Genomic DNA, 25,843 nt, shown 5'->3' on the forward strand with positions numbered 1-25,843 from the left:
GCCGACCGGCCCTTTTTTTACGACTGGGCCGCCGCGGCGCTTTCCGCCACGAAAGAGCCGGTTTTCACCGCGCCGGCACGGCGGTAGTGAGCCACAATGACGCCGCCGGGCGAGACCACCGAGTGGGCCAGCGTGAAGGCCGCCGGCGCCGCGTTGTCATCGAACAGCCGCTTGCCGCCGCCGAGCAGCACCGGGTAGGTGAGCAAGCGCAGTTCATCCACCAGATCGTTGGCCAGCAGCTGTTGCATCAGCGTGCTGCTGCCCTGCACCAGCAGCACCGGCCCCTGGGTGCGCTTCAGCTCGCGCAGCCGGGCGAGGATGTCTTGCCCCAGCCACTGGCTGTTCTCCCACGTCAGCGTCTCGCCGTGGTGGGTGGCGACGTACTTGGCCGCCTGATTGAACGTGCGGGCGATATCGGCGGAAAACGGGTCGGCCTCGTCGGTGATATGCGGCCAGTAGCCGGCGAAGATATCGTAGGTGCGCCGCCCGAGCAGCAGATCGAAAGGCGCAGAGAAAAGATCGCTCATCGTTTCCGCGACGGCGTCATCCCAATAGGGCGCGGTCCAGCCGCCGAAGCGAAAACCGCCGCTGCGGTCTTCGTCCTGCCCGCCGGGCGCCTGCATCACGCCGTCGAGGCTGACGAACGCACTGGCAATAATCTGTCGCATGGCTGTCTCCTGCAATTGAGTGCCAGCTGAAAGTTTAGCCGCCGTGCGGCGGCCGCGCCAACCGGCCGCTCAGGGTTGCAGCGCCTTGAGCAACGCCTGATGGAAGCGCGCCGGCTCCTCCATTTGCGGCGCATGGCCCAGCCCGGCGAACTCGATCAGCGTGGCGTGCGGGATGAGTTTCGCCGCCTGCTTGCCCAGCACCGCGTAATGCCCGATTTTGGCCTTGACTGCCGGCGGGGCGATATCGCTGCCGATGGCGGTGGTGTCGGCGGTGCCGATCATCAGCGTGGTGGGCGTCTGCAGATCCTTGAACTCGTAATACACCGGCTGAGTGAAGATCATGTCGTAGATCAGCGCCGAGTTCCACGCCACCAGGCGGTGGCCCGGCCCGTTGTTCAGCCCGGCCAGCATATCCACCCAGCGATCGTACTCCGGCTTCCAGCGGCCGCCGTAGTAGGTGTGCTGCTCATAATTGCGGATGCCCTCGGCGGTGGTGTTCAGCTCGCGCGCGAACCATTGATCGATGCTGCGCCACGGCACGCCTTTCGCCTTCCAGTCCTCGAGGCCGATCGGGTTGACCATCACCAGCCGTTCCACCGCCTGCGGATACATCAGGCTGTAGCGCGTGGCCAGCATGCCGCCGGTGGAGTGGCCGATGACGATGGCCTTGCTGATGTTCAGGTTCTGCAGCAGGCCGTGGGTATTTTGCGCCAGCTGCTGGAAGCTGTACTGGTAATGCGCCGGCTTGCTGGAGGAGCAAAAACCGATTTGGTCCGGCGCTATGACGCGGTAGCCGGCCTTGCTCAGCGCCTTGATGGTGTCCTGCCAGGTGGCGGCGCAGAAGTTTTTACCGTGCAGTAACAGCGCGGTGTGGCCGTTGGCGGCGCCTTCCGGCGGCACGTCCATATAGCCCATCTTTAACGGCTGCCCCTGCGAGGTGAAGCTGAACTGCTGCAACGGGTAGGGGTAGTGAAAGCCCTGCAGTTCCGGGCCGAACGTCGGCGTTTCGGCGGCGCCGGCGTTGAACGCGGCCAGCGCGGCGCACAGCAGCGCGCTACGGGTGAATCTCAGCATCCTGATCTCCTGAAAAACGGACGAGAGCCGAGTATAGCCACAATCAAGGCGTTGGCGCGCCAGTGGTTTCAGATAATTCTGTAATATGACGGTTTGATTCCCGGCCAGATTCCGGCAACGCTCTTTTTCACAGTGAACGCGGTCACGCCGTGCAACATTGGCGACGCCTGATGGTTTTATTTCAAGGCTAAGTTATGCGATGCTTAAGCATTATTTATGCAAAAGGATCCTCGCATGTCCGCTTTATCCCGCTGCGCTTTCAGCGAAGGCAGCGTCGCTTTGCCGGAAGGCTATGCCGATCGCACGGTCAACGTCCTGTTGGCCGGCGATGATGTTTCCCCCTCAGTCAATATTTCCCGCGATGCGCTGCAGCCGGCGGAGAACCTGGAAGGCTACGTCACCCGCCAGCTCGATGCGCTGGCGCAGGGGCTGAAAGGCTGGGCGTTCAAAAGCCGCGAGCCGGCGTCGCTGGGCGATGGGCTGGCCGCCGGTGAGTGGGTGCGCGCCAGCTACCTGCGCGACGGCAAACGCATCTGGCAGAACCAGGCGGTGTTTGCGCTGGCGGAGGGGCGGGTGCTGGTGTTCACCCTGGCGATGGCGCGCAAGCTGACGCCTCAAGATGACGCGCTGCTGCAGCAGGTGCTGAACAGCTATCGGGCGGCCTAACGATGAACTCTTTGCGTAAAAGGAAATTACGATGACCGAAGCGGCCCGCGTCGGCGATACCATCGGGCATTCCCATGCCCTGGCCGGCATGATTGCCGGCACCCTTGTCGGTGGCCTGATCGCCGCCGCAGGCGCATTGGCGGCGGGTGCGCTGTTCGTCGCCGGCCTGGCGGCTTCCTGTATCGGCGTCGGCGTGCTGCTTATCGGCGCCAGCCTGGCGGTGGGGTATCTCACCGGGGAGGCGGCCACCGCGGCGCGCGACGGCATTGCCGACGCCGGTGCCGGTAGCCTGACCCCCAAAGGCAATATCGTCACCGGCTCCCCCAACGTCTTCATCAACGGCAAACCCGCCGCGCTCGCCACCAACAGCCAGGTGGCCTGCAGCGACGACGGCCCGAGCATGCAGATGGCGCAGGGCTCCGACAAGGTCAGCATCAACGGCCAGCCCGCCTCGCGCGTGGGGGACAAAACCAACTGCGACGCGCAGGTGATGGAAGGTTCGCCCAACGTGTTTATCGGCGGCGGCACCGTCACCACCTTGCCGATCAAGCCCGAAGTGCCGGATTGGCTGTACAAGGTCTCTGACCTGACGCTGCTGTTCGCCGGCCTGGTGGGCGGCGTGGGCGGCGCCGCCGGCAAGCTGGGGGCGCTCGGCAAACTGCTGGGCAAGCTGCCCGGCATCAACAAACTGGCGCGCATCGCCTGCCGCGCCGGCACCCTGATGACTGCGACCGCCGCGGTCGGCATTATCGCCCGGCCGGTGGATATCGTCAGCGGCCAGAAATTCCTCGACGGCGAAGACGATCTCGATTTCGTGCTGCCATCGCGCCTGCCGGTCGCCTGGCAGCGTTATTGGCGCAGCGGCAACCCCGGCGACAGCGTACTGGGCCGCGGCTGGAACCTGTTCTGGGAGAGCAGCCTGCAGCCGTATCAGGACGGCCTGGTGTGGCGCGCGCCTTCTGGCGACTTCGTCGCTTTCCCCATGGTGCCGCGCGGCCACAAAACTTACTGCGAAGCCGAAAAATGCTGGCTGATGCACAACGACGACGGCAGTTGGCAGCTGTTTGACGTCGGCGAACAGATTTTCCACTACCCGCCGCTGGCGGGCGAGCAGCCGAGCCGGCTGAGCATGATCACCGACGCCATCGGCAACGCCACCTCGCTGTTCTACGACGATGAGGGACTGCTGAGCGAACTGGTGGACAGCGCCGGGCAGCGCCTGATGTGCCGCTATGCGCAGGGCCGCCTGCGTGAAGTGGCGCTGCAAACCGCCGACGGTGAACGAACGCTGGCGCGCTATGGTTACGATGAGCAGGGCCAGCTGACGACGGTGAGCAACCGCGCCGGTGAGGTGACGCGGCGCTTTGGCTGGCGCGACGGCCTGATGATCAGCCACCAGGACGCCGCCGGGCTGCTGAACGAATACCAATGGCAAGAGATCGACGGCGTGCCGCGCGTGACGGCCTACCGCAACAGCGCCGGGGAATCCCTTGAGTTCGGTTACGACTTCGCCGGCGGGCGCCGCAGCGCGGTGCGCGGCGACGGCAAACGGGCGGAGTGGCGGCTGGATGACGACGACAACGTGGCGCAGTACACCGATTTCGACCAGCGCCGCTACGGTTTTATCTACCAACGCGGCGAGCTGTGCAGCGTGCTGCTGCCCGGCGGCGCGCAGCGCCAGAGCGAATGGGATCCCTACGGCCGCCTGCTGTCGGAGACCGATCCGCTCGGCCGCGTGACGCGCTATCAATATTCGCGCAACAGCGGCCGGCTGTTCGCCGTCGCCTACCCGGACGGCAGCAGTGAGGCGCAGCATTGGGACACGCTGGGGCGCCCGACGCGCTATGTCGATGCGCTGGGCAATGCCACGCTGTACCGTTATCCGGATGACGAAGAGAGCCTGCCAGCCAGCGTGATCGACGCGCTGGGCGGGGAAGTGAAGCTGGAGTGGGACGCTCGCGGCCAGCTGACGCGCTACACCGACTGTTCCGGCAGCGTGACGGCTTATACCTACGATGCGCTGGGGCAACTGACGGCGCAGACCGATGCCGAAGGCCACCAGACGCGCTACCGGTGGGATAACGGCGGCCGCCTGCACACCCTGATCCACCCGGACGGCGGCGAAGAGCGTTTTAGCTGGAACGCGCACGGCCAGCTGGCCGAACATCAGGACGCGCTGGGCAGCCTGACCCGCTGGCAGTACAACGCCCTGGGGCTGCCGGTCAGCATCACCGATCGCATCAACCGCACCCGGCGCTATCACTACAGCCCGCAGGGCTGGCTGACGCGGCTGGAGAACGGCAACGGCGGCGACTACCGCTTCAGCTACGATGCGGTGGGCCGTGTGCTGGCCGAAGAGCGCCCGGACGACACCCGCCACTATTATCGCTACGGCGCGGCCGGGCTGCTGGAGGAGCACCGCGAGGTCGGCCTGCCGGGCAGCGCGGGCGAGCTGACGCAGCGCGAACAGCGCTTCCGCTTCGACGAGGCCGGGCAGCTGGTCTGGCGCGGCAACGCCAGCGCGGAATGGCATTACCGCTTCGACGCCATGGGGCGGCTGCGCGAGCTGAACCGCCTGCCGACGGCGAGCGGCGCGGCGCTGGGCATCGAGCCGGACAGCGTGCAGATGCGCTATGACGCCGCCGGGCGGCTGCTCGGCGAACAGGGCGTGAACGGCGAGCTGCAATACCAGTGGGATGCGCTGGCCAACCTGCAGGCGCTGACGCTGCCGCAGGGCGATCGCCTGCAGTGGCTGTATTACGGCTCCGGCCACGCCAGCGCCATCAAATTCAACCAGCAGGTGGTGAGCGAGTTCACCCGCGATCGCCTGCACCGGGAAACCGGCCGCAGCCAGGGCGCGCTGCAGCAGCAGCGGCGTTACGACGCCATGGGCCGCCGCAGCTGGCAGAGCAGCGCCTTCGGCCACGACAAACTGACCCGGCCGGAAGACGGCGTGCTGTGGCGCGCTTATCGCTACACCGGCCGCGGCGAGCTGGCCGGGGTGAGCGACGCGCTGCGCGGCGAAGTGCACTATGGTTACGACGCCGAAGGCCGCCTGCTGCAACACCGCGAACCCAATCAGGGCAAACCGGGCGCACGGCTGGTGTACGATCTGGCGGATAACCTGCTGGGCGAACGCAGCCCGCAGAGCGACATCGACGCGCACCTGCCGCTGGCGCCGATCGCCGACAACCGCCTGACGCACTGGCAAAAACTGTTTTACCGTTACGACGCCTGGGGCAACCTGATCAGCCGGCGCAACGGCCTGTACGAACAGCACTACCGCTACGACGCCGACAATCGGCTGGTGCAGGCGTACGGCCGCGGCCCGCAGGGCGAGTTCGAGGCGCAGTACCATTACGATGCGCTGGGCCGCCGCAGCCGCAAAACGGTGCGCTACAAAGGCAAAACCGAACAGACGACCCGTTTCCTGTGGCAGGGCTACCGGTTGCTGCAGGAGCAGCGCGACGACGGCAGCCGCCGCAGCTGGAGCTACGATCCGGCCAGCCCGTGGAGCCCGCTGGCGGCGCTGGAGCAGGCGGGCGACAGCCGCTCGGCGGATATTTACTGGTATCACACCGATCTGAACAGCGCGCCGCTGGAAGTGACCGACGCGGCGGGCAACCTGTGCTGGTCCGGGCAATACGACACCTTCGGCAAGCTGCAGGGCCAGACGGTGGCCGGCGCGGCGCAGCGGCAGGGCGCGCAATACCAGCAGCCGCTGCGCTACGCCGGGCAATACCAGGACGACGAAAGCGGCCTGCACTACAACCTGTTCCGCTACTACGAACCCGAGGTGGGGCGTTTCACCACGCAGGATCCGATAGGGTTGGAAGGTGGGCTGAACCTGTATCAGTATGCGCCGAACCCGCTGATGTGGGTGGATCCGTTTGGGTTGACATGTAGCCATTCTGCTAAGAATCCTAAGCAGGCTCACGCTGCTATAAAGGATAAATGGGGACACGATATGACTCCTAAAGAAATGAAGGAGTTACATAAAACGGTAGACAATATCAAATTGAATAGGCCAGCTTATGCAAGGGATGGTATTGAATTTGAAAATAGTTATCGTATATCACCGAATAGCCAACGACTAGATACAGGTAGTGGGCCATATAGAGAATGGACAGTTAAGACCCCTGGTGTTGGTAATCGAGGTACAAGACGTATTGTTGTTGATAAAGCGACAGGGAAAGCTTACTACAGTCATGATCATTACGATTCCTTTATAGAAATAGATCTTTCAGGGTGGAAATGATGAAGTTTAAACGAGTAGTTGTTGATTTTTCAGAAATAAATACGGATGATGAATTTCATGATGAAATGAATAGGGTTTTTGGTTTTCCAGATTTTTATGGGAATAACTTCAACGCTTTTGTTGACTGTTTAAATAGTCTTAGATTTCCTGATGATGGGATGACTAGCATACACTTAGATAAGGATGAGTATTTGCTTATGAAAATCAATGGAATAAATTCGCTGCCTGACGATATTAGATATAATTTTTTATTGGCGGTAGAGGCTGTCAATAGGGGGGCTATCTCGTTTGGTGACGAAGCATTGATTCTATTACTTTTGGTTAAATGAAAAATGTACTAAAAAGGTGCTCGACTTTGAATTAAGGGACGCTTTTTTAATAATTTAAATAGAGCGTTCTTTAGAGATGAGCTGGCATATCAGACCATTGCGACGCTCTGTTTAGCCGCAACCGCACACTCATTTTTTTCGGGTTTTCATTGGAAGCAATGAATTCACTAAATCAAGGTTTTTTGTGCTGAGTGTTGTCTATCGGTGGCTAATGAGTAACTGTTTTATAATGGTCTGCTTTCAGATAATACCTGGTTTATATGAAAGAATTAAAATGTGAATAGATAATCTTCAGCTCTTTAAAAATAAAGAATCATAGAAAATTAATATTCCAAGTATTTATTGTAGAGCAGGCAGTCTGCTGTAACACCGCGAGCCCAATCAGGGAAAACCCTGGTGTACGATCTGGCGGATAACCTGCTGGGCGAACGCAGCCCGCAGAACGACATCGACGCGCACCTGCCGCTGGCGCCGATCGCCGACAACCGCCTGACGCACTGGCAAAAACTGTTTTACCGTTACGACGCCTGGGGCAACCTGATCAGCCGGCGTAACGGCCTGTACGAACAGCACTACCGCTACGACGCCGACAACCGGCTGGTGCAGGCGCACGGCCGCGGCCCGCAGGGCGAGTTCGAGGCGCAGTACCATTACGACGCGCTGGGCCGCCGCAGCCGCAAAGCGGTGCGCTATAAGGGCAAAACCGAACAGACGACCCGTTTCCTGTGGCAGGGTTACCGGTTGCTGCAGGAGCAGCGCGACGACGGCAGCCGCCGCAGCTGGAGCTACGATCCGGCCAGCCCGTGGAGCCCGCTGGCGGCACTGGAGCAGGCGGGCGACAGCCGCTCGGCAGATATTTACTGGTACCACACCGATCTGAACAGCGCGCCGCTGGAGGTGACCGATGCAGCGGGCAACCTGTGCTGGTCCGGGCAATACGACACCTTCGGCAAGCTGCAGGGCCAGACGGTGGCCGGCGCGGCGAAGCGGCAGGGCGCGCAATATCAGCAGCCGCTGCGCTACGCCGGGCAATATCAGGACGACGAAAGCGGCCTGCACTACAACCTGTTCCGCTACTACGAACCCGAGGTGGGGCGTTTCACCACGCAGGATCCGATAGGGTTGCGCGGCGGGTTGAACCTTTATAGATATGCTCCAAATCCTTTGGGATGGATAGATCCTCTAGGACTTAGTGGCTTAAATAGCCTTCAGCAACAAATTGATGAGATTCTATTGGAACATCTTCCTGCTATACAGAAGATAGATCCAAACGCAACCGTTGGATATAGAGGTAGTGCTGCAAGTGGAATAAGTAAGTCCCATGATCCTGCGATTGCTAGACCTATTAACATGAATGATTTCGATGTTGATGGATTTATTAAGTCGGATTACTTAGCTAGTTCACCTGAGTTTAGGAACAGACGCCGGGACGCATCTAAGCTTGGGGGGATGAAATCAATAGAGGAGTCTATCGATTCGAAGTTAAGGCAGAAATTCCCAGGGTTAAGAAATGAACCATTTGGGTTTAGGGTGTTCTACACCCATGAGTTAGATGATCTGGCTAGAAAAGGCGACGTCCAAAGAAGGTTAGGGCGTTCCGGATGTTCATGAAATGGAGAATGGCTGTGAACGAGAATAGGCAATTAGGTATTTTATTATTGGAAGACATTCCATTTGATAAGCTGCTTATTAAGCTGGAAAGGGCGTTTGGTGTTTCACTTCCTTGTGAAGATGATAAGGGGCGCTATGTGGCAAAAGCAGAACTAGATGATTATAATATAGAGGTTATAGATAGAGTTGATAGATTAGGGGATGTTCTTTGTGATGATAATCATGTGATCGACGTGAAAATAAAATCTAATGATTTTTTTAATCCAGACTTTGAGAGAAAAATAAAAAAAATACTAAGAGATGGAGATGTGAAGTGGAAGGATGGAATTTGGACTAAGCTTCATAGGGATGAGGATTATAGAGTCGTCTATCCTGACTCTTAGTGTTCACGTTAACAATGTAACCATTTCTAAATCTGCGTTAGAGCCGACAATTCTCAGTCGGTTCTAAATATCTAGAGTAAAAAAGTATCTAAAAGCAGGTTTGATAATTTTGAAATATCCATCCATAAACATTGATAAATCATTTTATATTACGGTATCTAACATGATTGATTTTAACGCTAGGATTGTGTCTGGTGTTTCCATAGGGAATGTCGTTCTAAATGAAAATATTTCATTATATATTAATGAGATGCAATCCAGATTTAGCGTTAAGATTAAAAATCACTCCCTACCTGACGGGAGTGAGCGAAAGTCATATACAGTCGATAATACCTTATCCGTCATAACTGATAAAGACGGTGTCATTTTGTCACTTGGATGTAATGCTCATTACCAAGGGGGCTACAATGGAATCATATTCCCCGGAATGGAAATAACAGATATAATCAAGCTGACGATATCACAGAAAATATACAATGGTTCAATAGTTATTAATGATGACTTTGGTATTTCGTTTATCCTCCCATGCCCATATGATGAGATTGCCGATGCGATAAACGATATTCCTGGCGGGGTGATAATAAACGAAATTTTCGTATCTGATTTTTCATTCTGGCGTTAGCTTATGGAACATATGAGTGAATTTAGTGAGAATATAATTAAATATGGGGTGGGTGATATAATTGTTACTGGTTACATAGATTCGGATACACCACCGTTTTTTCATCCGATGTATGACAGGGTTTACTTTATATCCGGTGAGGTTATATTTGAATTTTACATTGATGATGATGGGGTTGTTAATTCACATTTAGTTGAAAACATCTCTCCGTGGTTTGAAGTAGATGTGGATGATCAATTCTCCATGATGTCAATCTATTCACAAGCTTTTAAAACTGAACGGGAAGTTAAAATAATTGCAGTGAATTATAGTGAAGAACCGTTCTCAGTGTTCATCGTCAGGTATAAAGATGGTGACCATGAAAATTCACTGTATTTAGAGCCAAAGAGTTTTTTTGGCTTTTTGATTTCATAGAAAAAACCATGGAATGATTAGGAGTTCAATGTGAGCAAGGAATTAAAGCTTGATGTTATGAATAACAAAAATGACTTGATTGAAGGGACTTTTTGCCACTCGCTTTTTGAGAGGTCGTTCTTTGATGAAAAGCTGTTAAGTGACTTAATAAATAATTCAGGGGCATTTTTAAAAGAAAACGAATGTGATAAGGATGTTTTAAATTTGCTATCATGGATTGTCAATGGTGTTGATCAGTGTTTTACATCCCATAATGATGAAAATGACTATTATTTAATTAAAAACTACTCTGTGTCATTGGAAAATAGGTGGGTGCTTTTGTGGCGGTCAAAAATTGATAAAATAATTGGCGGGAAGTAAAATGGATATCAAGAAAATACAAGAGAAATGGGAGCGTGGTCAGTTAATTGGAGTGGATCTCATCGCAAGTAAAAACAATACAGCAAGAGAGATAAATATTTACTCTGAAGAAAGTGATGGCTTCAAAAATACTTTTAATAAGGAGTATGGCATTTCATATGGGAGTATTATTTCGTTAAGCTCATTCATTAAGAAACGTGATGATTTGTGGTCTGAAATTCAAATAAACAACAAGGTATTGCTTCCTGATGGTGACGTTTTATTTTGCGGGGAGGGCGAAATGGGGAGTGATGGTTTTATTGTCAGAGCAGATAAGTATAATAAATTGAAATGGTTCATGTACTCTACGACCTCTAACCCATTTCTTGATGTTATAAGGTTAAACGGTCGGCTGCATATAAAATCCACGTTGGGTTTTTATCTTGACTTCGGTATCGCTGACAATGATATTTTTCTGAGAAATAAATGAGTGATATTTTTCTAATTGACATCATTAGTATTAAGCCTAATAATCAATGAGTTTTTAATTTGATGTAGATTACCAATGATTAACAAATCTAGTCTGGTTGATGGTATCCTTTTTCGAGATGAGAATGACTCGAATGAAACTGTAGTTTTCAATTTTTATACTTGGGTGGAAATGCTTAAAGCGATCATTGTTAAATATGCGCAAAAGTCTGAAAGTGACGCGGAGTTATTGGTTTTATCATCGGGCTTAGTGTGCAAGCCTATCAACAGTTATACGGCTGTCTGTCTCAGGAGCCATGAAATTGAATATCATTGGGCAATGCTGATAGCTTATGGTGAACAGTATTGGCTGAAAGGCGTAGAATCCAAACAGCCTGATGGCTACTTTGACTGGGATGTGCAACATAGGAAAGAACATAACTTAGCAGAGGAAAGCTTTGTTTTTAGCAATTCATGAATCGCGATCCGATAGGGTAAACACCCCTCCAAATGTCCAACGCCTTCCTTATCCTACATCTCCAAACTAAATACCCACCGTGCCATTAATCAGGGTGCAGCACTGCCCGCCGATCCAGGGCTCACCGTCAATAAAGCGCACGCTCACGCGGCCATCTCGCTTCAGTTGGGTGCCCTGGCGCACCTGGTAACCCTGTGCGGTCTGGCCGCCGTCGGGGAAGCGGCTGGTTTGCAGCAAGCGCGCCAGGCAGGCGTTGGCGCTGCCGGTTACCGGATCTTCAATCAAAACACCGCATTCCACCATAAACGCGCGCATTTCGTAATCGACCGGTTCGGTTGCAGAGCTGACGCCATAGATCACCACGCCATCCACATCACACGCCGTTTGCAGCTGTTTAATCGTGGCCTGATCCGGCGTTACCGCCAGGCAAGACTGCGCATCCGGCAGGCGCACCATCAGCCAGCGAATGCCCATCTCGGCAATCACCGGCAGGGGGATTGCTGCAATCATCGCGGGCCGTAAAGCGGCCGTCAACCGTTCGGTTTCCTCGGCCGCCATTGGTCGGAACTCAACTTCGGGCGCGGCGAACGCCAAGGCGCCTTCCGGCAGGATATTGACCGCCACCAGGCCGACGCCGCATTCCTGCATCACCGTTCCAGGTCGTTTGGGCGTCAATCCGGCTTCCAGCAGGGCGTGGGCGGTGCCCAGCGTCGGGTGGCCGGCGAAGGGCAGCTCTTTTTCGGTGGTGAAAATGCGCACCTTATAATCCGCCGCCGGGTGCGTCGGTTTAAGCACAAAGGTGGTTTCCGAAAGGTTGGTCCAACGGGCCAGTGCCAGCATCTGCGCGTCGTTCAGCCCTTCGGCTTCCAGCACCACCGCCACGGGATTGCCCTGCAGCGGCGTGGCGGTGAAAACGTCCACCTGTTTGTAGGCGCGGGGTGTCACATCATCACTTCTGAGCATTGGCCATCATCCGTTATCAACAAAACCTGATGATAACGATATTCGCCAATGGCTTCAAAGGGTTGAGTTTTGTTTTGAGATATCTGCCCGTCGCCACTTCAGCCCCGGCTTGGCGAACATCACCAGGTTGCCCAGCAGGATCAGGCACAGGCCCAGCACGGCGTTGAAATGCCACTGGTAGCCTTCGTAGATCGTTGAGATGGTCAGCGCCACCAGCGGAAACAGCAGTGTGCTGTAGGCCGCCGCGCCGGCGCCGATGCGGCCGAGCAGGCTGAAGTAGGCGGCGAAGGCGATCACCGATCCGAAGATCGCCAGGTACAGCAGGGAGCCGATATAGCGGCTGCTGAATTCCATCTGGAATGATGCGCCCTGCGCCAGGGCGATCAGCGCCATCAGCATCGCGCCGTAGGTCATGGCATAGGTATTGGTGGAAAAAATATCCAGCCCGCGGCGCTGATGGCGCGCGCTGATCATATTGCCCAGCGAGAAGCCGTAGGTGCCGAGCGCGCTCAGGCCGATGCCTTTAAGCAGCTCCGGCGCCATGCGGGTGGCGGCCAGATCTTGCCAGAACAGCGCCACGATGCCGGTCAACCCCAGCAGCGCCGCCGGTAGCAGGTTGGGGCTGGGGCGCTGGCGGAAGAACAGCAGGCTGTTGAGGGCGTTGAACAGCACCGCCATCGAGAAGATCACCGATTCCAGCCCGCTGCTGATATAAGCCGCTGCGTGGTAAAAACAGAAGAAGTTGAAGCCGAACACGCAGCAGCCCTGCAGCACGCAGAACAGATGATCGCGCGGGGCGATGCGGCGCAGGCGGCGTGTTAACAACAGCACGGCGAACATCACCGCAGCGGAAATGGCGAAGCGGTAAGCGATCGAGACGGGAATGGCCACCGGGCCTTCCTGTTGCAGGGTGATCGCAATCCAGGTGGTGCCCCAAATCAGCACCACGGCGAGGTACAACAGCGCATTCATTCTATTTACTCCGAAAAACCGATGACGCAGTATCCGCTTTGGCGTGCGGCCGCGCTTGCAGCGCCTTGCGCCCAGTTGCATATTCTTGCGCTTTTTTTTGGTAAAAGCGCGAGGCGGCGGCTGGCATGCCGAGGCGCCACTCTTTACACTGTCAGAATGTCGAACAACGGGGCCGGCGATGTCCAACTATCAGGCGTTTGAAACACTGCGTGAGCACAAGGCGCGGCTGCACGGCAGCGTGCTGCTGGGCACCGGCGTGGAGCTGGCGGCCTGGTCCAACTGCAACGATCGCGTCACGCAGGAAAGCGCCGACCACCATACCCTGAGCCTGTACGTCGCCGACGGCTATGAGTGCTACCAGCAGGTGCCGGGCGGCTGGCGCAACGGCGGCGGGCCGGATCGCTTCTGCATCATGCCGCGCCAGTACGCTTCCACCTGGGATGTGCGCAGCGATCTGTCGTTTGTGCATCTGTATTGCACCGACGGGCATCTGCGCCGGCTGGCGGAGCAAACCTGGGATCGCAGCCCGGCGGCGATCAACGTGGAGCAACGCAGCTTCGGCGAAGATCCGCAGATCACGCTGCTGTATCGTCAGTTTTTGCTCAACTGCGACTGGCGGGACAGCGCCAACCTGCTGGCGCTCAGCAGCGCCTCGAACCTGCTGATGTCGCACCTGATCCAGCGCTACAGCCAGCTGCAGTGGAAGCTGCCGGCGGCGCGCGGCGGCCTGGCTCCCGCGGTAGCCAGGCGGGTGCGGGAATATATCGCAAGCCACCTGGATCGGCCTTTGTTGTTGGCCGATCTGGCGGCGCAGGCCGGGTTGAGCGAATACCATTTTGCTCGCATGTTCAAACATTCGACCGGCTTGGCGCCGCACCAGTTTGTGATGCGCGCGCGGCTGCAGCGGGCGGAACAGCTGTTGCGCCACAGCCAACAGCCGATCACCGAGATCGCGCTGGCGTGCGGCTTCAGCTCCGCCAGCCATTTCAGCAACCGCTTCAAGGCGGCCTATGGATTTGCTCCGCTGCAGGTGCGGCAGGGGCGCTAACCGGAAGGGAGTGCAAGCATGGATCAACCATTTGCCGGGCTGGGCGTGTTGTTCGTCGCCGGATTCGGGCCGATCACGCGTGAGAGCGACGAGAGCGAGGCGTTTTATGTCGAGGCGCTGGGGTTGCCGCTCAAGCCGATGCCGGGCAACGAAACCTATCTGCTGGCCGAGCAGGGCGCGCTGGACGGGGTGAAGCACTTCGCCCTGTGGCCGCTGGCGCAGGCGGCGCAGTCCTGCTTTGGCGACGATCGCTGGCCGGCGGATCTCGCGGTGCCGCAGGCATGGATCGAGTTCGACGTGGCCGACATGGCGGCTGCCACCCAGGGACTGATCGATCGCGGTTATCGGCTGCTGGTCGCCAATCGTGAAGAGCCGTGGGGGCAAAGCGTTACCCGTTTGCTCAGCCCGGAAGGGTTGCTGGTTGGCGTCACCTATACGCCCTGGCTGCGTTAAACGCTACGCCGTTCGCCGCCGTTTCCCTGCGGCGGGCGGCTTAAGAATAAATACGCATTAGCTTAAAGCGATCTGCGCTATAGACCCATCAAATCCCCGAGTGGTTTCCCTTTCTGAAAGCAGTAATTCCGTTCATTGCGTAAAAACCAATGGCCAGAACGCGCTATTGCTATGCCATTTTACGGCGATTTTTCGCCCGCTTTTTTCGCCGCCAGGTGCCTGATAGGAATAGAGATTATTCTTATATTTCCGCCAACCGTTAAGAAATAATAATGATTCTCGTTTTCAACCACGGAAAGGAGAAGGAACGATGAAAACAGTGAAACGAACGGGCATCGCGCTGGCGATAGCCCTGACTTTCCCCCTGGCATTGCCTGCCGCTTTGGCGGCGCAAACCACCCTGACAAACAGTAAGGCGGCGACGATGACGGAAAAACACGGGCAGTTTATTGCGGTCGGTAAAGTGGTGCAGGTGACCTTCGGCGATTTCGCCTTCAAGCTGGATTTTACCGATGACAAGACCATGACCTTCACCGGTATCGGCGAAGCGTCGCAGGGCATCACCGATACCGTGCAGTACACCGCGGTGGAGATTCGGCCGAAGGTCTACATGGTCTATTGGCATGAACCGCAGTCCGGCGACAACGTGACGCATGTCGAGGACTTTGAGCGCGGCGAGGTGTACACCAACATCGCCGCCAGGGACGGCAGCTTCACCCATCTGAAAGGGCAGCTGAAAATCGTAGGTCACTCAGGAAACTAAGGAGCAGTTATGAAAAAGGCATTGATCACCTGTGCGATCGTCGGCGGTTTGCTGGCGAGTTACCCGGCGCTGTCAACGGATCAGACGGCGTCTTACAAATCGGCCGGCAAAGGCGGCTATCATCATGCCCAGCAGAAGCTGAAGGTGGTGGAAGATCTGTATGCGGGCTTTTTCAACCGTCATGACATCAGCGTGGCGCAAAAGCTGATTGTGGAGAACTACAAGCAGCATAACCCGTTCGTCGGCGACGGCATCAAGCCGTTCCTGGATTTCTTCAGCCAGACCTTCAAAGACAATCCGCAGTACAGCGCCAAAATATACCGCAGCGCGGTCAACGGCGATCTGGTCTACGTTCACGTCCAATACCAAAATAACCCGCAGGATCGCGGCACCGCCAGCGTGGATATTTATCGGGTGAACGATCAGGGTAAAATCACCGAGCATTGGGACGTCAATCAGGATGTGCCGGAAAAATCGGCCAACGACAATACCATGTTCTGATCCAAAAGGGCCGCTGCGGCGGCCCTCCACACGCCCGCAACACTTTATTTACTTACATAAATACCAAACGTTCATCGTGTCGAGTAGGCTACGGCCGCCTTTGGCAGTGGTGGTACGGTTGATGGGCGTCATTGTCCCGCCACTGCTTGAGGCGTTTCCCCACATTCCTCGTTATCCCGCGCGTTTATTTTCCACTTTTTTGAACTGATGCCGCAGCTGCAGCGCATTGCAAAGCACCAATACCGCCGTGACGGCGAACACCCAGCGGAACCCCATCATCGCCGAAATGCCCGATCCCAGCAGCGGGCCAACCACGTTGCCCAGGTACATAAAGGATTGGTTATAGCCGAAGATGCGCCCGGTCACCTGATCGGAGGAATACTTCAGCAGCAGCGCCTGCACCGCCGGCATCAGCGCGCCGTCGGCGAACCCCAGCAGGAAGCGCAGAATGCCCAGCTGCAGCGGCGTATTCACCCAGGCCATCACGGCGAACAGGCCGGTGGTGAACAGCAGCGCGGCGATCAGGATGCGCGCGGTGCCGATGCGATCGCCGAGCCGCCCGAGGCGTGGCGCCGAGATCAGCGCCGCAATGCCGGGCACGGCGGCGATCATCCCGCTGACAAAGGCGATATTGCTGACGTCGCCCGACAGTTCGCGGATGAACAGCGTCAGGATCGGGCTGATGGAGGAGTTAGCCAGCTGGATCATCAGGGTACAAACGAACAGCGTGACGATCAGCGTTGGATAAGGCAGCGAACGGAATACCGCCTTGCCGCTTAGCTGATCCGCTTTTTTCACCGTGATGCGCCGTTCTTTAATCAGAAACAGCGTCACCAGGAAGCTGACGAACATCAGCCCGGCGGTGACGAAAAACACCACCCGCAGCCCCAGATGGTCGGCCATCAACCCGCCCAGCAGCGGCCCGGCGATCACGCCGGAGATCTGCCCGGTAGAGAGCGTGCCCAGCGCCCAGCCGCTTTTATCGCGTGGCGCCTGCGAGGCGACCAGCGCCATGGCGTTGGGAATATAGCCGGACGTCAGCCCCATCAGGGCGCGCAGCGCGAACAGCTGCCAGACGTTGGTGGCCAGCCCCTGCAGGGCGATGACGATCGCCATGCCCAGCGAAGCGCGCAGCAGCATCAGCTTGCGGCCTTTGCGGTCGGCGAGGCTGCCCCACAGCGGCGACACCACCGCCGAGACCAAAAAGGTGCCGCTGAACACCAGCCCGGACCACAGGCTGAGGGACTGATGATCGCTGACGCCGAGCTGTTCGACGTACAGCGGCAGAAAAGGGAGGATTTGGCTCATCGCCAGCCCGGTGAAGAAACACCCGAGCCAGACCGAGATCAGATTGACTTTCCACGCTTCCATCGACTTGTCGTACCACTTTGAATTTGGAGGGATTTGTTAAGCAAGATAATAATAACACCGCGAACTGGCCGGCGCGGGGGAAATGCGTGAGAAAACGTAAAGCCCGTCGGCGGCGTTGTTACATTTAGCTATAAATTAATAGCTATATTATCATAGGTATTTATTTTAAGCTACTCCACCAAGCCGCTCAACAATTCGGCGGCGCCACACTCTCTCTACCCATTTCGCCGTGTCGGCGGCAAGGAGACGCTTTCTATGAATACCGCACTGATCGCTCTGGATTACATCGTGGATATCTCCCACCCGGAAGGAAAAATTGCGCGCTCGGCGCAGCAGGTCATTGAGCGCGATGCTATCGCGCGGGCAAATAGCGCATTGTCTCTCGCGCAGCGCAAGGATTGGCTGCGCATATTGGTTAAAGTCGGTTTCGCGGCCGGCTATGTCGATCAACCCAAATACTCGCGGATGTTTGGGCAGGCGCATCAATTTGGCGCTATCGCACTGGGCCAGCCGGGCACGGATTTTCATCCTGATTTAGCGTCTGATTTGGGGGAGTTAACCATCGTAAAACCGCGCGTCAGCGCGTTTTATGGCACCAATCTGGATGCGACGCTGCGCGCCCGCCGCATTGAACGGTTGGTGATCTGTGGGGTCAGCAGCACCTGGGCGGTACAGGCGACGGCGCGCGACGCGCACGATCGCGATTATCAGGTGCTGATACTGGAAGAGGCTTGCGCGGCGGCCACGGCGGAAGAGCACCGGATCTCGATGGAAACGCTTGCCACTATTGCCGATATCGTCACGCTGGAACAGCTGAGCGCATTGTGAAGCTGCTGCGTGAAGAAATCGCCTGGCGTCAGCTGCGACGGGGAGCATGGGTGTTGGCGCCGTTGCTGGCCCTGAGCCTGGCGACAGGCAATGCCAACTGGCTGAAGGCTTCGGTGGTCACCATATCGCTGTTTGTCGTTTGTGAGCGCCTTGAACTGGCGCCGCTCGGCGTGGCGCTGCATGCGGCGGCATTGCTGCTGCTCTTTATGGCGCTGCTGTGCGCCATGCACACGTCGGTAATCTTCATTTTGGCGTGCGTGTTGGCAGCGGCGGCGGCGGTTGGGATCTCCGCGTTCGGCGGCAAGCTGCGATCCCTGGGGAATTTTATTTTTATTCCGGCTCTTTATCTGGCGTGTGAAACCGCTGAAGGTGGCGCCGGCGCGCCATTAGCCCAATGCGGCTGGGCGCAGCTCCCTTTTCTGGGGGCAGCCGTCTTGCCGGTGCTGATGCTTGCACTGGCAGAGCATCGGCGGCTAGCGCAGCTGTCGACGAGTGACAGCCTGCATCATTATCTCCAGCTGCGCCGCAGCGATGAGCTTGGCGCTCGCGTGGCCTGCGGCGAGGCTTTGCTCGCCGTAAGTTGTGCCGTTGCACTGTCGGCGGCGATCGTTGAGTGGCAACACCTCGATTACGGGCAATGGGTGATCTGGTCGGCCGTCAGCGTGATCAGCGGCGATATGGCCGCTACGCGCAACAAACTCCGCCAGCGTGCGTCAGGCGCATTGCTGGGCGTGCCCGTCGGTATTTTGCTGGGCAGCCTCATGCCGCATGGCAATGTGGGTTATGAACTGCTGAGCGTGGTGACGATGCTCACCCTGGTGTCTTTTCATCGTTATACCTTGGGGTTTGGCGCCCGTTGCGCCTGCATCGCCTGCGCGTTGGTGATTGCCGGAAAAGCGCCGTCGATCGCCGCAGAAAGGGTGGTCAATGTGTTGCTGGGCGGTGGCATCGGTCTGCTGTTCGCTTTGGCGGTGCATGCGGTGTTGCCGCCCAACGCCGGCACCCGCCAATAGCGAGCTGGCATATTTCGTCCGCCAATTTCGGTTGACCGTTCCCAGTCTCGGTGTGAAAGTACGGACAAATCTATCGTTATCTATTGATGCCAATGAAAAAAGATCATCCTGAAGACGTGACGCTGCTGCGCACGCAATTAATGTCGCTGGTGCGCCGTTTGCGGCGCGAGTCGCGCAGCGACGAAAAATCCTGGGCCCAGTTGATGCTGCTGGGAGCTATCGATCGCCACGGCGGCGAGGCGACGCCGTCGCTGCTGGCGGAATCGGAGCGCATGCGCTCCTCTAACCTGGCGGCCGCCTTGCGTGAGCTGGAGGGTGATGGGCTGCTGGTGCGCACGCCGGATGCCGAAGACAAACGCCGGGTACGGGTGCGCCTGACGCCCGCCGGGCTGGGCCTGCTGCAGCAAAGCCGCAGCCGACGCGAGGCGTGGCTGCTGGCGGCGATGGAAAGTTGTTTAACGGAGCGGGAGCAGGCGCTGTTGATAGAGGCGGGGGCGTTGATGGCGCGACTGGCGGCGGCGCCAACGGACGAGGAATAATCGGCGGGGCGGCAGATGCGCCGCCCGTGCAGCGAGGTTACGGCATCGGCCAATCGGCCGGCATGGTGCTGACCACGTCCACGTAGCGATCCCAGGCCGATGACCAGAATTGGGTGAAGGCTTCCAGGGTGAGGTGGATGCCCATCAGGCCCATCACGAACCAGCAGGCGGTAAACAGGCCCAGGCTGCTGAACATGAACGCCATGCCGTTGCGGCTGGTTTTACGGCAAACGACGTTTAACTGGCTGGCGAAGAACATCATCACGGCGCTCAGCAACTCCCAGCGCATCATGACTAAACCGGTGGCAATGGTACTCATCGAACTCGATCCTATGTAACAAAAAGCCGCATCCGGCAGGGCGCCGACAGGGAAATGCGGGGGAATAACGGGAATAATGTGATTTAGATCACATTGTAACATTGAGGCGAACGGCGGCTCAATGGGGATCGCGGTGAAAAAATCGCCGCCGGTAACATTCCAATATGCTGAAACAGTTATGCCATTTCATTAGCAACCTTTTCATGGGGCGGCGCGCCCGATAACGCTATGCTTGCCGGCTTTTCAGTTCCCTGATTTTGCGGGGAAATGTGACGCAAAAGGTACCGGCACCGCATGGCCCTGTTAAAAGAAAAAATTCGCGATCATTCCGCGGAAGAGAGGCTGTTCATCCGCCGGGCGGGCGTGGCGCTGGCGCTGGTGGTGGCCTGTTTCGGCGTGCTGATCGCCAATCTCTACCGGCTGCAAATCCGCCAGCATGGTTTTTACCAGACGCGCTCCAACCAGAACGACATCAAGATGCTGCCGCTCGCTCCCAGCCGCGGGTTAATCTTCGATCGCAACGGTACTCCGCTGGTGCGAAACGTGACACTGTATCGTATCGAGATCACGCCCAGCAAAATCACCGACATGGCGGCGCTGCTGCAGGCGCTGACGCCGATCGTCGATCTGACGCCGGAAGACATCAGCGCGTTTCGCGACGATATGCACCACAACAGCCGCTACAAGCCGGTGACGCTAAAAACCGGGCTGAGCGACACCGAGGTGGCGCGTTTTGCCGTCAATCAATACCGTTTCGACGGGGTAACAATCGATACCTATCAACAGCGTGAATATCCTTACGGCGCTCAGCTGGCGCACGTGCTGGGCTATGTGTCGAAGATCAACGACAGCGATCTCAAGCGCCTGGACAAGGCCGGCCTGAGCGAAAACTACGCCGCCGACCGCAACATCGGCAAACAGGGCATCGAAGCCTATTACGAGTCAGAGCTGCACGGCACCACCGGCTATCAGGAGGTGGAAGTGGATAACCACGGGCGGGTGATCCGGCTGCTGAAGGAACAGCCGCCGCAGGCCGGCAAAAACATTTACCTGACGCTGGATCTGCCGCTGCAGCAGTACATTGAATCGGTGCTAAAGGGGCAACGCGCCGCGGTGGTGGTGGAAGATCCGCGCGACGGCGGCATTCTGGCGATGGTCTCCAGCCCCAGTTACGATCCCAATCCCTTCGTCAAAGGCATCGGCTATCAGGCCTATAAAACGTTGTTGAGCAATCCGGAGCTGCCGCTCATCAACCGCGTTACCCAAGGGTTGTACCCGCCGGCTTCCACGGTGAAGCCCTATATGGCCGTTTCGGCGCTGTTCGCCGGGGTGATCACGCCCACCACCACCTTTTTCGGCGCGCCGACCTGGACGCTGCCCGGCACCGAGCGCCGTTACCGCGACTGGCTGAAAACCGGCCACGGCATGCTCAATGTCACCAAAGCGATTGAGGAGTCCGCCGATACCTTCTTTTATCAGGTGGCGTATGAGATGGGCATCGATCGCATTCACCATTGGCTGAGCCAATTCGGCTACGGTCAGTCGACCGGCATCGATCTGAACGAAGAGTACCGCGGCGTGCTGCCAAGCCGCGACTGGAAACTGAAGGTGCACAAAAAGGGCTGGTATCAGGGGGATACGGTCTCGGTGGGCATCGGCCAGGGGTATTGGGTGGCGACGCCGATCCAGATGGTGAAAGCGTTGACCACGCTGCTCAACAACGGCAAGGTGAAAACGCCGCACCTGCTGTATTCGCTGCAGCAGGGCAACCGGGTGACGCGCTACCAGCCGCCGGCGCAAGCGGCGCAGATCGGCGATCCCAACTCGCCTTACTGGGGCATCGTGCGCAACGGCATGTACGGCATGGCCAACTTGCCGAACGGCACCGGTTACAAGCTGTTCCATACCGCGCCGTATCAGATCGCCGCCAAATCCGGCACCTCGCAAGTGTTCAGCCTGAAGCAAAACCAGACTTACAACGCCAAAATGATCCCGGTGCGGCTGCGCGATCACATCTTTTATACGCTGTTTGCGCCCTACAAAAATCCCCGGGTGGCGATGGCGCTGATCCTGGAAAACGGCGGCGGCGATGGCGTGGTGGCGGGGCCGACCGCGCGCGCGATCCTCGACCACATTTTTGACCCGGCCAACGCGCCACAGCCCGGCGATACGCTGCAAAGTAAACCGCAGTTAAACGACAGCGCGGATGTGCAACGGTGATGCGGTTTGTTTTTACTTTCTTACAAACTGCAATCTCCTGACCATTTCCGGCAAGGTAGACTGAAATAACACCATAAACTGAATAAAAACGCAGGGTTAACACAACAGTGGCGCCATCGACCAAAAAGAGCGGTAAAACCTATTCCACAGTTCGTTTCGGCTGGATTTGCGCCGGCATGCTGGTCTGTTTTTTTCTGTTGGCGTTCAGGGTCGGCTACCTGCAACTGCTGGAACACCAGCAGTTGGCCAATCAGGCTGACCAGCGTTCGATCCGCACCCAGGTGGTGCCGACCAACCGCGCCATGATCACCGATCGCAACGATGAGGCGCTGGCGGTCAGCGTGTCGTCCAAAGACATCGTGCTGGATCCGAAGCATATTCTCGATACCCAGACCGATACCGGCAACGAACGCTGGCAGAGCATGGCCAACGTGCTGAAGATCCCGCTGGCGGACATCCAGCATCTGATCCAGAGCAACGCGCACAAACGTTTTGTCTACCTGGCGCGCAAGGTGGAGGACGACAACGCCGCCTACATCAGCAAACTGCACCTGACCGGCGTCAGCGCCGAGCAGGATTTCAGCCGCTTTTATCCGATGGGCCAGGATGCCGCCGGGCTGATCGGCATCGTCGGCCAGGACAATCAGGGGCTGGAGGGCATCGAGCTGGGGGTCAACCCGCTGTTGCAGGGAAAAAACGGCCTGCGGGTCTATCAGAAGGATGGCAGCGGCGCGGTGATCGGCGTGCTCAAAAGCGTGGATCCGGTGCCGCCGCCGAACGTGACGCTCAGCATCGACAAATTTATCCAGTACGTGCTCTATGCGCAGATCCGCGACGGCGTGGTGGCTAACCAGGCCGACTCAGGCTGCGCGGTGCTGGTCAAGATCGACACCGGCGAAATCCTCGGCATGGCCAGCTATCCGTCGTTCAACCCGAACAACTATGGCAGCACGCCGGCGAAAGATATCCGCAACGTGTGCAGCAGCGACAGCTTCGAACCGGGTTCGACGGTGAAACCGGTGGTGGTGATGGTGGGGTTGGAACATAAGCTGATCCGGCCGGATACCGTGTTGGACACCACGCCGTATCGGGTTAACGGTCACCTGATCAAAGACGTCGGCCACTGGTCGAAACTGACCATCACCGGCGTGCTGCAAAAATCGAGCGACATCGCGGTATCGCATATCGCGCTGGCGCTGCCGGCCACGGTGCTGCCGGCGGTCTACCGCAGCTTTGGCCTGGGGCGGCCGACCGAGCTCGGCATCGGCAACGAGAGCAGCGGCTATCTGCCGCAGCACCGTGAACGCTGGGCCGATATCGAACGCGCTACCTTCTCCTTCGGCTATGGGCTGCGCGTGACGCCGCTGCAGATGGCGCGCGAATATGCCGCTATCGGTTCCTTCGGCATTTATCGGCCGCTGTCGATCACCAAGGTGACGCCGCCGGTAATGGGGCAACGTATTCTGCCGGCGGATACGGTACGATCCGTGGTGCATATGATGGAGAGCGACGCCTTGCCGGGCGGCAGCGGGGTGAGCGCCGCGGTGCCGGGCTATCGGCTGGCGATCAAAACCGGTACCGCCGAGAAAATGGGCCCCAGCGGCAAATACGACGGCGGCTACATCAACTACACCGCCGGCGTGGCGCCCGCCAGCGATCCGCAGGTGGCGCTGGTGGTGATGGTCAACAACCCGAAAGCCGGCAAGCACTTCGGCGGTTCGGTGGCCGGGCCGGTGTTCGGCAAGATCATGGCCCAGGTGCTGGAGCACATGAATATTCTGCCGGACGCCCAGCCGCTTAACGTGGTGTCGTCGGTCAAGGGGTAAGGGGGATTAGCGCGATTCCAGCAGGCGCTTCAGCGCCTGCAGATCGGCGTTCACCAGCCCGACGTCGCGGGCGAACAGCGCGTCGTCCATCTCCGGCTGGCGGAACAGGGTGAAGATCACCTCGGTGCCGCGCCGGTTGGCGAGCGCGCGCAGCGGCACGTAGACCACGCCGCCGTCCGACAGCGTCACCCAATGATCCAGCACGCCGAAGGCATTCGGCGCGCTGAAGCGAATGCGGATCGGCCCTTGTGGGGTGTTTGCCACCCAATCTTCCCCTTCCCGCCGTAAGCTGTTGGCTAACCCTCTGGCCCACAAGGGGAAATTTTCCGGCTGGCTGAGAAAGGCGTACACCTCGTCACAGGGGCGGTTAATGGCAATATGCAGCGTTTGCGCGCTCAGCATCATGATTTCTCCGATTGACGGCGATACTTCAGTGTAGATCCCGCCGCGCTCAGAAGTAGTAACCGATGTTTACGTTGGTGCGAAAATACCATTTATTGCTGCCGGAGGACTGGGTGCCGGTCCAGCCGGTGGCGTTTTCCACGCCGCCCCACGGGTTGGCGTTCTGCGCCCAGGTCAGATCCACCCACAGCATCACCGGCATGGCGAACACCTGCACCCCGAGCGTATTCATTTTGGAGTCGGAACCGCCATGCTTATCCTTCCAGAGCACGCTGTAGTCGTTGTAGAAGCGCAGCTTTTTCACCGGCCCCCAGGGTACGTCGACGTCGCGCGCCAGGTTGATGGCGGCGGTGGTGGCCTGCGACGGGATCAGATAGGCCGGCGTCAGGCCGTTGCCGCCCATCAGGATCACCGAATTGTTGGCCCCGGCCGGGCCTTTGGCGTCGTAACCGTAGCGGATCACCTGGCCGGACAGATGCCAGGGATCGTTATTCACCAGCGTATGCAGGCCCGCCGCCCAGAAGCTGCCGTTATCGCCGGTCGCCTGGTTGTAGAGCCGCGAGGCCGCCAGCGAACCGCCGAGCTCATTGTCCCAGCTGCCCTGGTGGAAAGCGCGCGTCAGCCGCAGGTTTATCTGATCGCGTTTTTCGTTGCGCTGCAGGTGCTGTGACGCATAGTTGGTGTTTTTCAGATCGCCGTAGCTGGCGACGTCGGGGGCGTAACGCACGCCGGTCGGCATCATGCGCGGGTAGTAGGCGGCGTCGAAGGCCCAATCGTCATGCTGGTATTGGTATTTGGCGCCGAGTCCGGTGTTGACGCCAAAGCCGAGGTAAAACGGAATGCCGTACGACCAGCCGAACTGCGGGTAGGGCATCAGGCCGAACGGTTTGAACGGCGCGCCCAGTTGCACGGTGGAGCGCTCAGACAGGCGGTAGCCGATATAGGCGCGGTCGATGGCGTATTTGCGCCGATCCTGAAACCAGAATCCGCTATCGAAAAACGCGTCGTTGACCTGGCCGGCGGTATCAATGCGAAAGGCGTCAAAGCGTAAATGCGGAGGATTTCGATAATTGCTGCTGCGCCAGTCTTCATAGCGATAATTGGCGCGCAGCGCGCCGCCGATATCAATATTCTTTTTATTATCCTCGCTTTGCCAATGAATATGCGGAAATGCCGGACGGCTTTTTTTTACCGGCGCCATGGTGGCAGCAGTGTCGCTGGGCAATGCGACAGTGGTCGCGTAACTTACTGGTGAAACAAGAAAAAAACAAAGCGTGATCTTGCGCATGCCTGGCCCCTGGTGAAAGTAGACGGT

At 57.8% G+C, this 25,843-nt stretch carries 26 protein-coding genes and 1 pseudogene; 19 read left to right on the forward strand and 8 right to left on the reverse strand.

Annotation, left to right across the window (positions count from 1 at the left end):
* Positions 1 to 17 precede the first annotated feature (17 nt).
* Together IT763_RS10985 and IT763_RS10990 are read right to left on the reverse strand one after the other, a co-directional pair.
* Positions 18 to 668 carry a dihydrofolate reductase family protein gene (locus IT763_RS10985; RefSeq protein WP_079451276.1) on the reverse strand — a complete coding sequence of 217 codons (651 nt, stop codon included), beginning with the start codon at positions 666 to 668 and terminating at the stop codon, positions 18 to 20.
* 69 nt (positions 669 to 737) lie between these two features.
* Positions 738 to 1,742, reverse strand: a complete 1,005-nt coding sequence (locus IT763_RS10990; RefSeq protein ID WP_049299004.1) for an alpha/beta fold hydrolase — start codon at positions 1,740 to 1,742, stop codon at positions 738 to 740.
* A gap of 234 nt (positions 1,743 to 1,976) precedes the next feature.
* Here IT763_RS10990 and IT763_RS10995 point away from each other — a divergent pair, with 234 nt between their 5' ends.
* From IT763_RS10995 to IT763_RS11040, 10 genes and pseudogenes are all read left to right on the forward strand, one after another.
* Positions 1,977 to 2,408: a DcrB-related protein gene (locus IT763_RS10995; RefSeq protein ID WP_016927810.1), complete on the forward strand. Its 432-nt coding sequence runs from the start codon at positions 1,977 to 1,979 to the stop codon at positions 2,406 to 2,408.
* A 31-nt stretch (positions 2,409 to 2,439) separates the two neighbouring features.
* The gene (locus IT763_RS11000) at positions 2,440 to 6,666 is read left to right on the forward strand and encodes an RHS repeat-associated core domain-containing protein (RefSeq protein ID WP_206195408.1); all 4,227 of its coding nucleotides are present in this window, start codon (positions 2,440 to 2,442) and stop codon (positions 6,664 to 6,666) included.
* The gene (locus IT763_RS11005) at positions 6,663 to 6,995 is read left to right on the forward strand and encodes a barstar family protein (RefSeq protein ID WP_016927806.1); all 333 of its coding nucleotides are present in this window, start codon (positions 6,663 to 6,665) and stop codon (positions 6,993 to 6,995) included. The genes IT763_RS11000 and IT763_RS11005 overlap by 4 nt, the downstream gene beginning before the upstream one ends.
* A gap of 384 nt (positions 6,996 to 7,379) precedes the next feature.
* Positions 7,380 to 8,606: pseudogene (locus IT763_RS23455) on the forward strand (RHS repeat domain-containing protein); the annotation flags it as partial.
* An 8-nt stretch (positions 8,607 to 8,614) separates the two neighbouring features.
* A complete protein-coding gene (locus IT763_RS11015; protein ID WP_230199816.1) occupies positions 8,615 to 8,989 on the forward strand; it encodes a hypothetical protein in 375 nt (124 codons plus the stop codon).
* 163 nt (positions 8,990 to 9,152) lie between these two features.
* Entirely contained in the window at positions 9,153 to 9,611 is a 459-nt protein-coding gene (locus IT763_RS11020) for a hypothetical protein (protein WP_075686905.1), read from the forward strand.
* Positions 9,612 to 9,614: 3 nt separating this feature from the next.
* Complete coding sequence (locus IT763_RS11025; RefSeq protein ID WP_143778967.1) at positions 9,615 to 10,025, forward strand: hypothetical protein; 411 nt, start codon at positions 9,615 to 9,617, stop codon at positions 10,023 to 10,025.
* A gap of 30 nt (positions 10,026 to 10,055) precedes the next feature.
* Entirely contained in the window at positions 10,056 to 10,385 is a 330-nt protein-coding gene (locus IT763_RS11030) for a hypothetical protein (protein ID WP_206195409.1), read from the forward strand.
* A 1-nt stretch (position 10,386) separates the two neighbouring features.
* Positions 10,387 to 10,854 carry a hypothetical protein gene (locus tag IT763_RS11035; RefSeq protein ID WP_197758241.1) on the forward strand — a complete coding sequence of 156 codons (468 nt, stop codon included), beginning with the start codon at positions 10,387 to 10,389 and terminating at the stop codon, positions 10,852 to 10,854.
* A gap of 75 nt (positions 10,855 to 10,929) precedes the next feature.
* Positions 10,930 to 11,310: a hypothetical protein gene (locus IT763_RS11040; RefSeq protein ID WP_076740238.1), complete on the forward strand. Its 381-nt coding sequence runs from the start codon at positions 10,930 to 10,932 to the stop codon at positions 11,308 to 11,310.
* Between the two features lie 66 nt (positions 11,311 to 11,376).
* On the opposite strand, the gene IT763_RS11045 is transcribed toward IT763_RS11040, so the two are convergent.
* Together IT763_RS11045 and IT763_RS11050 are read right to left on the reverse strand one after the other, a co-directional pair.
* Positions 11,377 to 12,273, reverse strand: a complete 897-nt coding sequence (locus IT763_RS11045) for a PhzF family phenazine biosynthesis protein (RefSeq protein WP_206195410.1) — start codon at positions 12,271 to 12,273, stop codon at positions 11,377 to 11,379.
* 54 nt (positions 12,274 to 12,327) lie between these two features.
* Entirely contained in the window at positions 12,328 to 13,245 is a 918-nt protein-coding gene (locus IT763_RS11050; protein WP_164053693.1) for a DMT family transporter, read from the reverse strand.
* Positions 13,246 to 13,423: 178 nt separating this feature from the next.
* Between IT763_RS11050 and IT763_RS11055 the strand changes: the two genes are divergently transcribed.
* From IT763_RS11055 to IT763_RS11070, 4 genes are all read left to right on the forward strand, one after another.
* Complete coding sequence (locus tag IT763_RS11055; RefSeq protein ID WP_085058677.1) at positions 13,424 to 14,293, forward strand: helix-turn-helix domain-containing protein; 870 nt, start codon at positions 13,424 to 13,426, stop codon at positions 14,291 to 14,293.
* 18 nt (positions 14,294 to 14,311) lie between these two features.
* Positions 14,312 to 14,746 (forward strand): glyoxalase, encoded by a 435-nt coding sequence (locus IT763_RS11060; protein WP_164094979.1) that lies wholly within the window; start codon positions 14,312 to 14,314, stop codon positions 14,744 to 14,746.
* 310 nt (positions 14,747 to 15,056) lie between these two features.
* A complete protein-coding gene (locus tag IT763_RS11065) occupies positions 15,057 to 15,509 on the forward strand; it encodes a MoaF N-terminal domain-containing protein (RefSeq protein ID WP_015377823.1) in 453 nt (150 codons plus the stop codon).
* Between the two features lie 9 nt (positions 15,510 to 15,518).
* Positions 15,519 to 16,010, forward strand: a complete 492-nt coding sequence (locus IT763_RS11070; RefSeq protein ID WP_197758244.1) for an ester cyclase — start codon at positions 15,519 to 15,521, stop codon at positions 16,008 to 16,010.
* 171 nt (positions 16,011 to 16,181) lie between these two features.
* Here the strand turns inward: IT763_RS11070 and IT763_RS11075 are convergent, their stop codons facing one another.
* Positions 16,182 to 17,381 (reverse strand): multidrug efflux MFS transporter, encoded by a 1,200-nt coding sequence (locus IT763_RS11075; protein WP_015377824.1) that lies wholly within the window; start codon positions 17,379 to 17,381, stop codon positions 16,182 to 16,184.
* Between the two features lie 255 nt (positions 17,382 to 17,636).
* Between IT763_RS11075 and IT763_RS11080 the strand changes: the two genes are divergently transcribed.
* The 3 genes from IT763_RS11080 (at position 17,637) to IT763_RS11090 (ending at position 19,761) form a co-directional block, all read left to right on the forward strand.
* The gene (locus IT763_RS11080) at positions 17,637 to 18,209 is read left to right on the forward strand and encodes an isochorismatase family cysteine hydrolase (protein WP_033633093.1); all 573 of its coding nucleotides are present in this window, start codon (positions 17,637 to 17,639) and stop codon (positions 18,207 to 18,209) included.
* Positions 18,206 to 19,222 carry an FUSC family protein gene (locus IT763_RS11085; protein WP_049299019.1) on the forward strand — a complete coding sequence of 339 codons (1,017 nt, stop codon included), beginning with the start codon at positions 18,206 to 18,208 and terminating at the stop codon, positions 19,220 to 19,222. The genes IT763_RS11080 and IT763_RS11085 overlap by 4 nt, the downstream gene beginning before the upstream one ends.
* 92 nt (positions 19,223 to 19,314) lie before the next feature.
* Positions 19,315 to 19,761, forward strand: a complete 447-nt coding sequence (locus tag IT763_RS11090) for a MarR family winged helix-turn-helix transcriptional regulator (protein ID WP_060445182.1) — start codon at positions 19,315 to 19,317, stop codon at positions 19,759 to 19,761.
* 37 nt (positions 19,762 to 19,798) lie between these two features.
* Here IT763_RS11090 and IT763_RS11095 read toward each other — a convergent pair whose 3' ends face one another.
* Positions 19,799 to 20,080 (reverse strand): YjcB family protein, encoded by a 282-nt coding sequence (locus IT763_RS11095; RefSeq protein WP_004940713.1) that lies wholly within the window; start codon positions 20,078 to 20,080, stop codon positions 19,799 to 19,801.
* A 294-nt stretch (positions 20,081 to 20,374) separates the two neighbouring features.
* Here IT763_RS11095 and mrdA point away from each other — a divergent pair, with 294 nt between their 5' ends.
* Together mrdA and IT763_RS11105 are read left to right on the forward strand one after the other, a co-directional pair.
* The gene (gene mrdA / locus IT763_RS11100; protein ID WP_049299020.1) at positions 20,375 to 22,300 is read left to right on the forward strand and encodes a penicillin-binding protein 2; all 1,926 of its coding nucleotides are present in this window, start codon (positions 20,375 to 20,377) and stop codon (positions 22,298 to 22,300) included.
* A 107-nt stretch (positions 22,301 to 22,407) separates the two neighbouring features.
* The gene (locus IT763_RS11105; protein ID WP_206195411.1) at positions 22,408 to 24,126 is read left to right on the forward strand and encodes a penicillin-binding transpeptidase domain-containing protein; all 1,719 of its coding nucleotides are present in this window, start codon (positions 22,408 to 22,410) and stop codon (positions 24,124 to 24,126) included.
* Positions 24,127 to 24,132: 6 nt separating this feature from the next.
* Here the strand turns inward: IT763_RS11105 and IT763_RS11110 are convergent, their stop codons facing one another.
* Positions 24,133 to 24,531, reverse strand: coding sequence for an SRPBCC family protein (locus IT763_RS11110; RefSeq protein ID WP_206195412.1), 399 nt, complete (start codon positions 24,529 to 24,531; stop codon positions 24,133 to 24,135).
* 46 nt (positions 24,532 to 24,577) lie between these two features.
* On the reverse strand, positions 24,578 to 25,816 hold the full coding sequence (locus tag IT763_RS11115) for a hypothetical protein (protein ID WP_197758249.1): 1,239 nt from the start codon (positions 25,814 to 25,816) through the stop codon (positions 24,578 to 24,580).
* Between the last annotated feature and the right edge of the window lie 27 nt (positions 25,817 to 25,843).

Source organism: Serratia sp. CMO1, assembly GCF_015689115.1.
Taxonomy (GTDB): Bacteria; Pseudomonadota; Gammaproteobacteria; order Enterobacterales; family Enterobacteriaceae; genus Serratia; species Serratia marcescens.

Coding starts and splice junctions, on each gene's coding strand:
- IT763_RS10985 (WP_079451276.1), bottom strand. CDS start 668: ATGCGACAGATTATTGCCAGTGCGTTCGTCAGCCTCGACGGCGTGATG.
- IT763_RS11020 (WP_075686905.1), top strand. CDS start 9,153: ATGATTGATTTTAACGCTAGGATTGTGTCTGGTGTTTCCATAGGGAAT.
- IT763_RS11005 (WP_016927806.1), top strand. CDS start 6,663: ATGATGAAGTTTAAACGAGTAGTTGTTGATTTTTCAGAAATAAATACG.
- IT763_RS11060 (WP_164094979.1), top strand. CDS start 14,312: ATGGATCAACCATTTGCCGGGCTGGGCGTGTTGTTCGTCGCCGGATTC.
- IT763_RS11000 (WP_206195408.1), top strand. CDS start 2,440: ATGACCGAAGCGGCCCGCGTCGGCGATACCATCGGGCATTCCCATGCC.
- IT763_RS10990 (WP_049299004.1), bottom strand. CDS start 1,742: ATGCTGAGATTCACCCGTAGCGCGCTGCTGTGCGCCGCGCTGGCCGCG.
- IT763_RS11075 (WP_015377824.1), bottom strand. CDS start 17,381: ATGGAAGCGTGGAAAGTCAATCTGATCTCGGTCTGGCTCGGGTGTTTC.
- IT763_RS11080 (WP_033633093.1), top strand. CDS start 17,637: ATGAATACCGCACTGATCGCTCTGGATTACATCGTGGATATCTCCCAC.
- IT763_RS11095 (WP_004940713.1), bottom strand. CDS start 20,080: ATGAGTACCATTGCCACCGGTTTAGTCATGATGCGCTGGGAGTTGCTG.
- IT763_RS11070 (WP_197758244.1), top strand. CDS start 15,519: ATGAAAAAGGCATTGATCACCTGTGCGATCGTCGGCGGTTTGCTGGCG.
- IT763_RS11055 (WP_085058677.1), top strand. CDS start 13,424: ATGTCCAACTATCAGGCGTTTGAAACACTGCGTGAGCACAAGGCGCGG.
- IT763_RS11040 (WP_076740238.1), top strand. CDS start 10,930: ATGATTAACAAATCTAGTCTGGTTGATGGTATCCTTTTTCGAGATGAG.
- mrdA (WP_049299020.1), top strand. CDS start 20,375: ATGGCCCTGTTAAAAGAAAAAATTCGCGATCATTCCGCGGAAGAGAGG.
- IT763_RS11045 (WP_206195410.1), bottom strand. CDS start 12,273: ATGCTCAGAAGTGATGATGTGACACCCCGCGCCTACAAACAGGTGGAC.
- IT763_RS11090 (WP_060445182.1), top strand. CDS start 19,315: ATGAAAAAAGATCATCCTGAAGACGTGACGCTGCTGCGCACGCAATTA.
- IT763_RS11115 (WP_197758249.1), bottom strand. CDS start 25,816: ATGCGCAAGATCACGCTTTGTTTTTTTCTTGTTTCACCAGTAAGTTAC.
- IT763_RS11035 (WP_197758241.1), top strand. CDS start 10,387: ATGGATATCAAGAAAATACAAGAGAAATGGGAGCGTGGTCAGTTAATT.
- IT763_RS11015 (WP_230199816.1), top strand. CDS start 8,615: ATGGCTGTGAACGAGAATAGGCAATTAGGTATTTTATTATTGGAAGAC.
- IT763_RS11110 (WP_206195412.1), bottom strand. CDS start 24,531: ATGATGCTGAGCGCGCAAACGCTGCATATTGCCATTAACCGCCCCTGT.
- IT763_RS11065 (WP_015377823.1), top strand. CDS start 15,057: ATGAAAACAGTGAAACGAACGGGCATCGCGCTGGCGATAGCCCTGACT.
- IT763_RS11050 (WP_164053693.1), bottom strand. CDS start 13,245: ATGAATGCGCTGTTGTACCTCGCCGTGGTGCTGATTTGGGGCACCACC.
- IT763_RS11025 (WP_143778967.1), top strand. CDS start 9,615: ATGGAACATATGAGTGAATTTAGTGAGAATATAATTAAATATGGGGTG.
- IT763_RS10995 (WP_016927810.1), top strand. CDS start 1,977: ATGTCCGCTTTATCCCGCTGCGCTTTCAGCGAAGGCAGCGTCGCTTTG.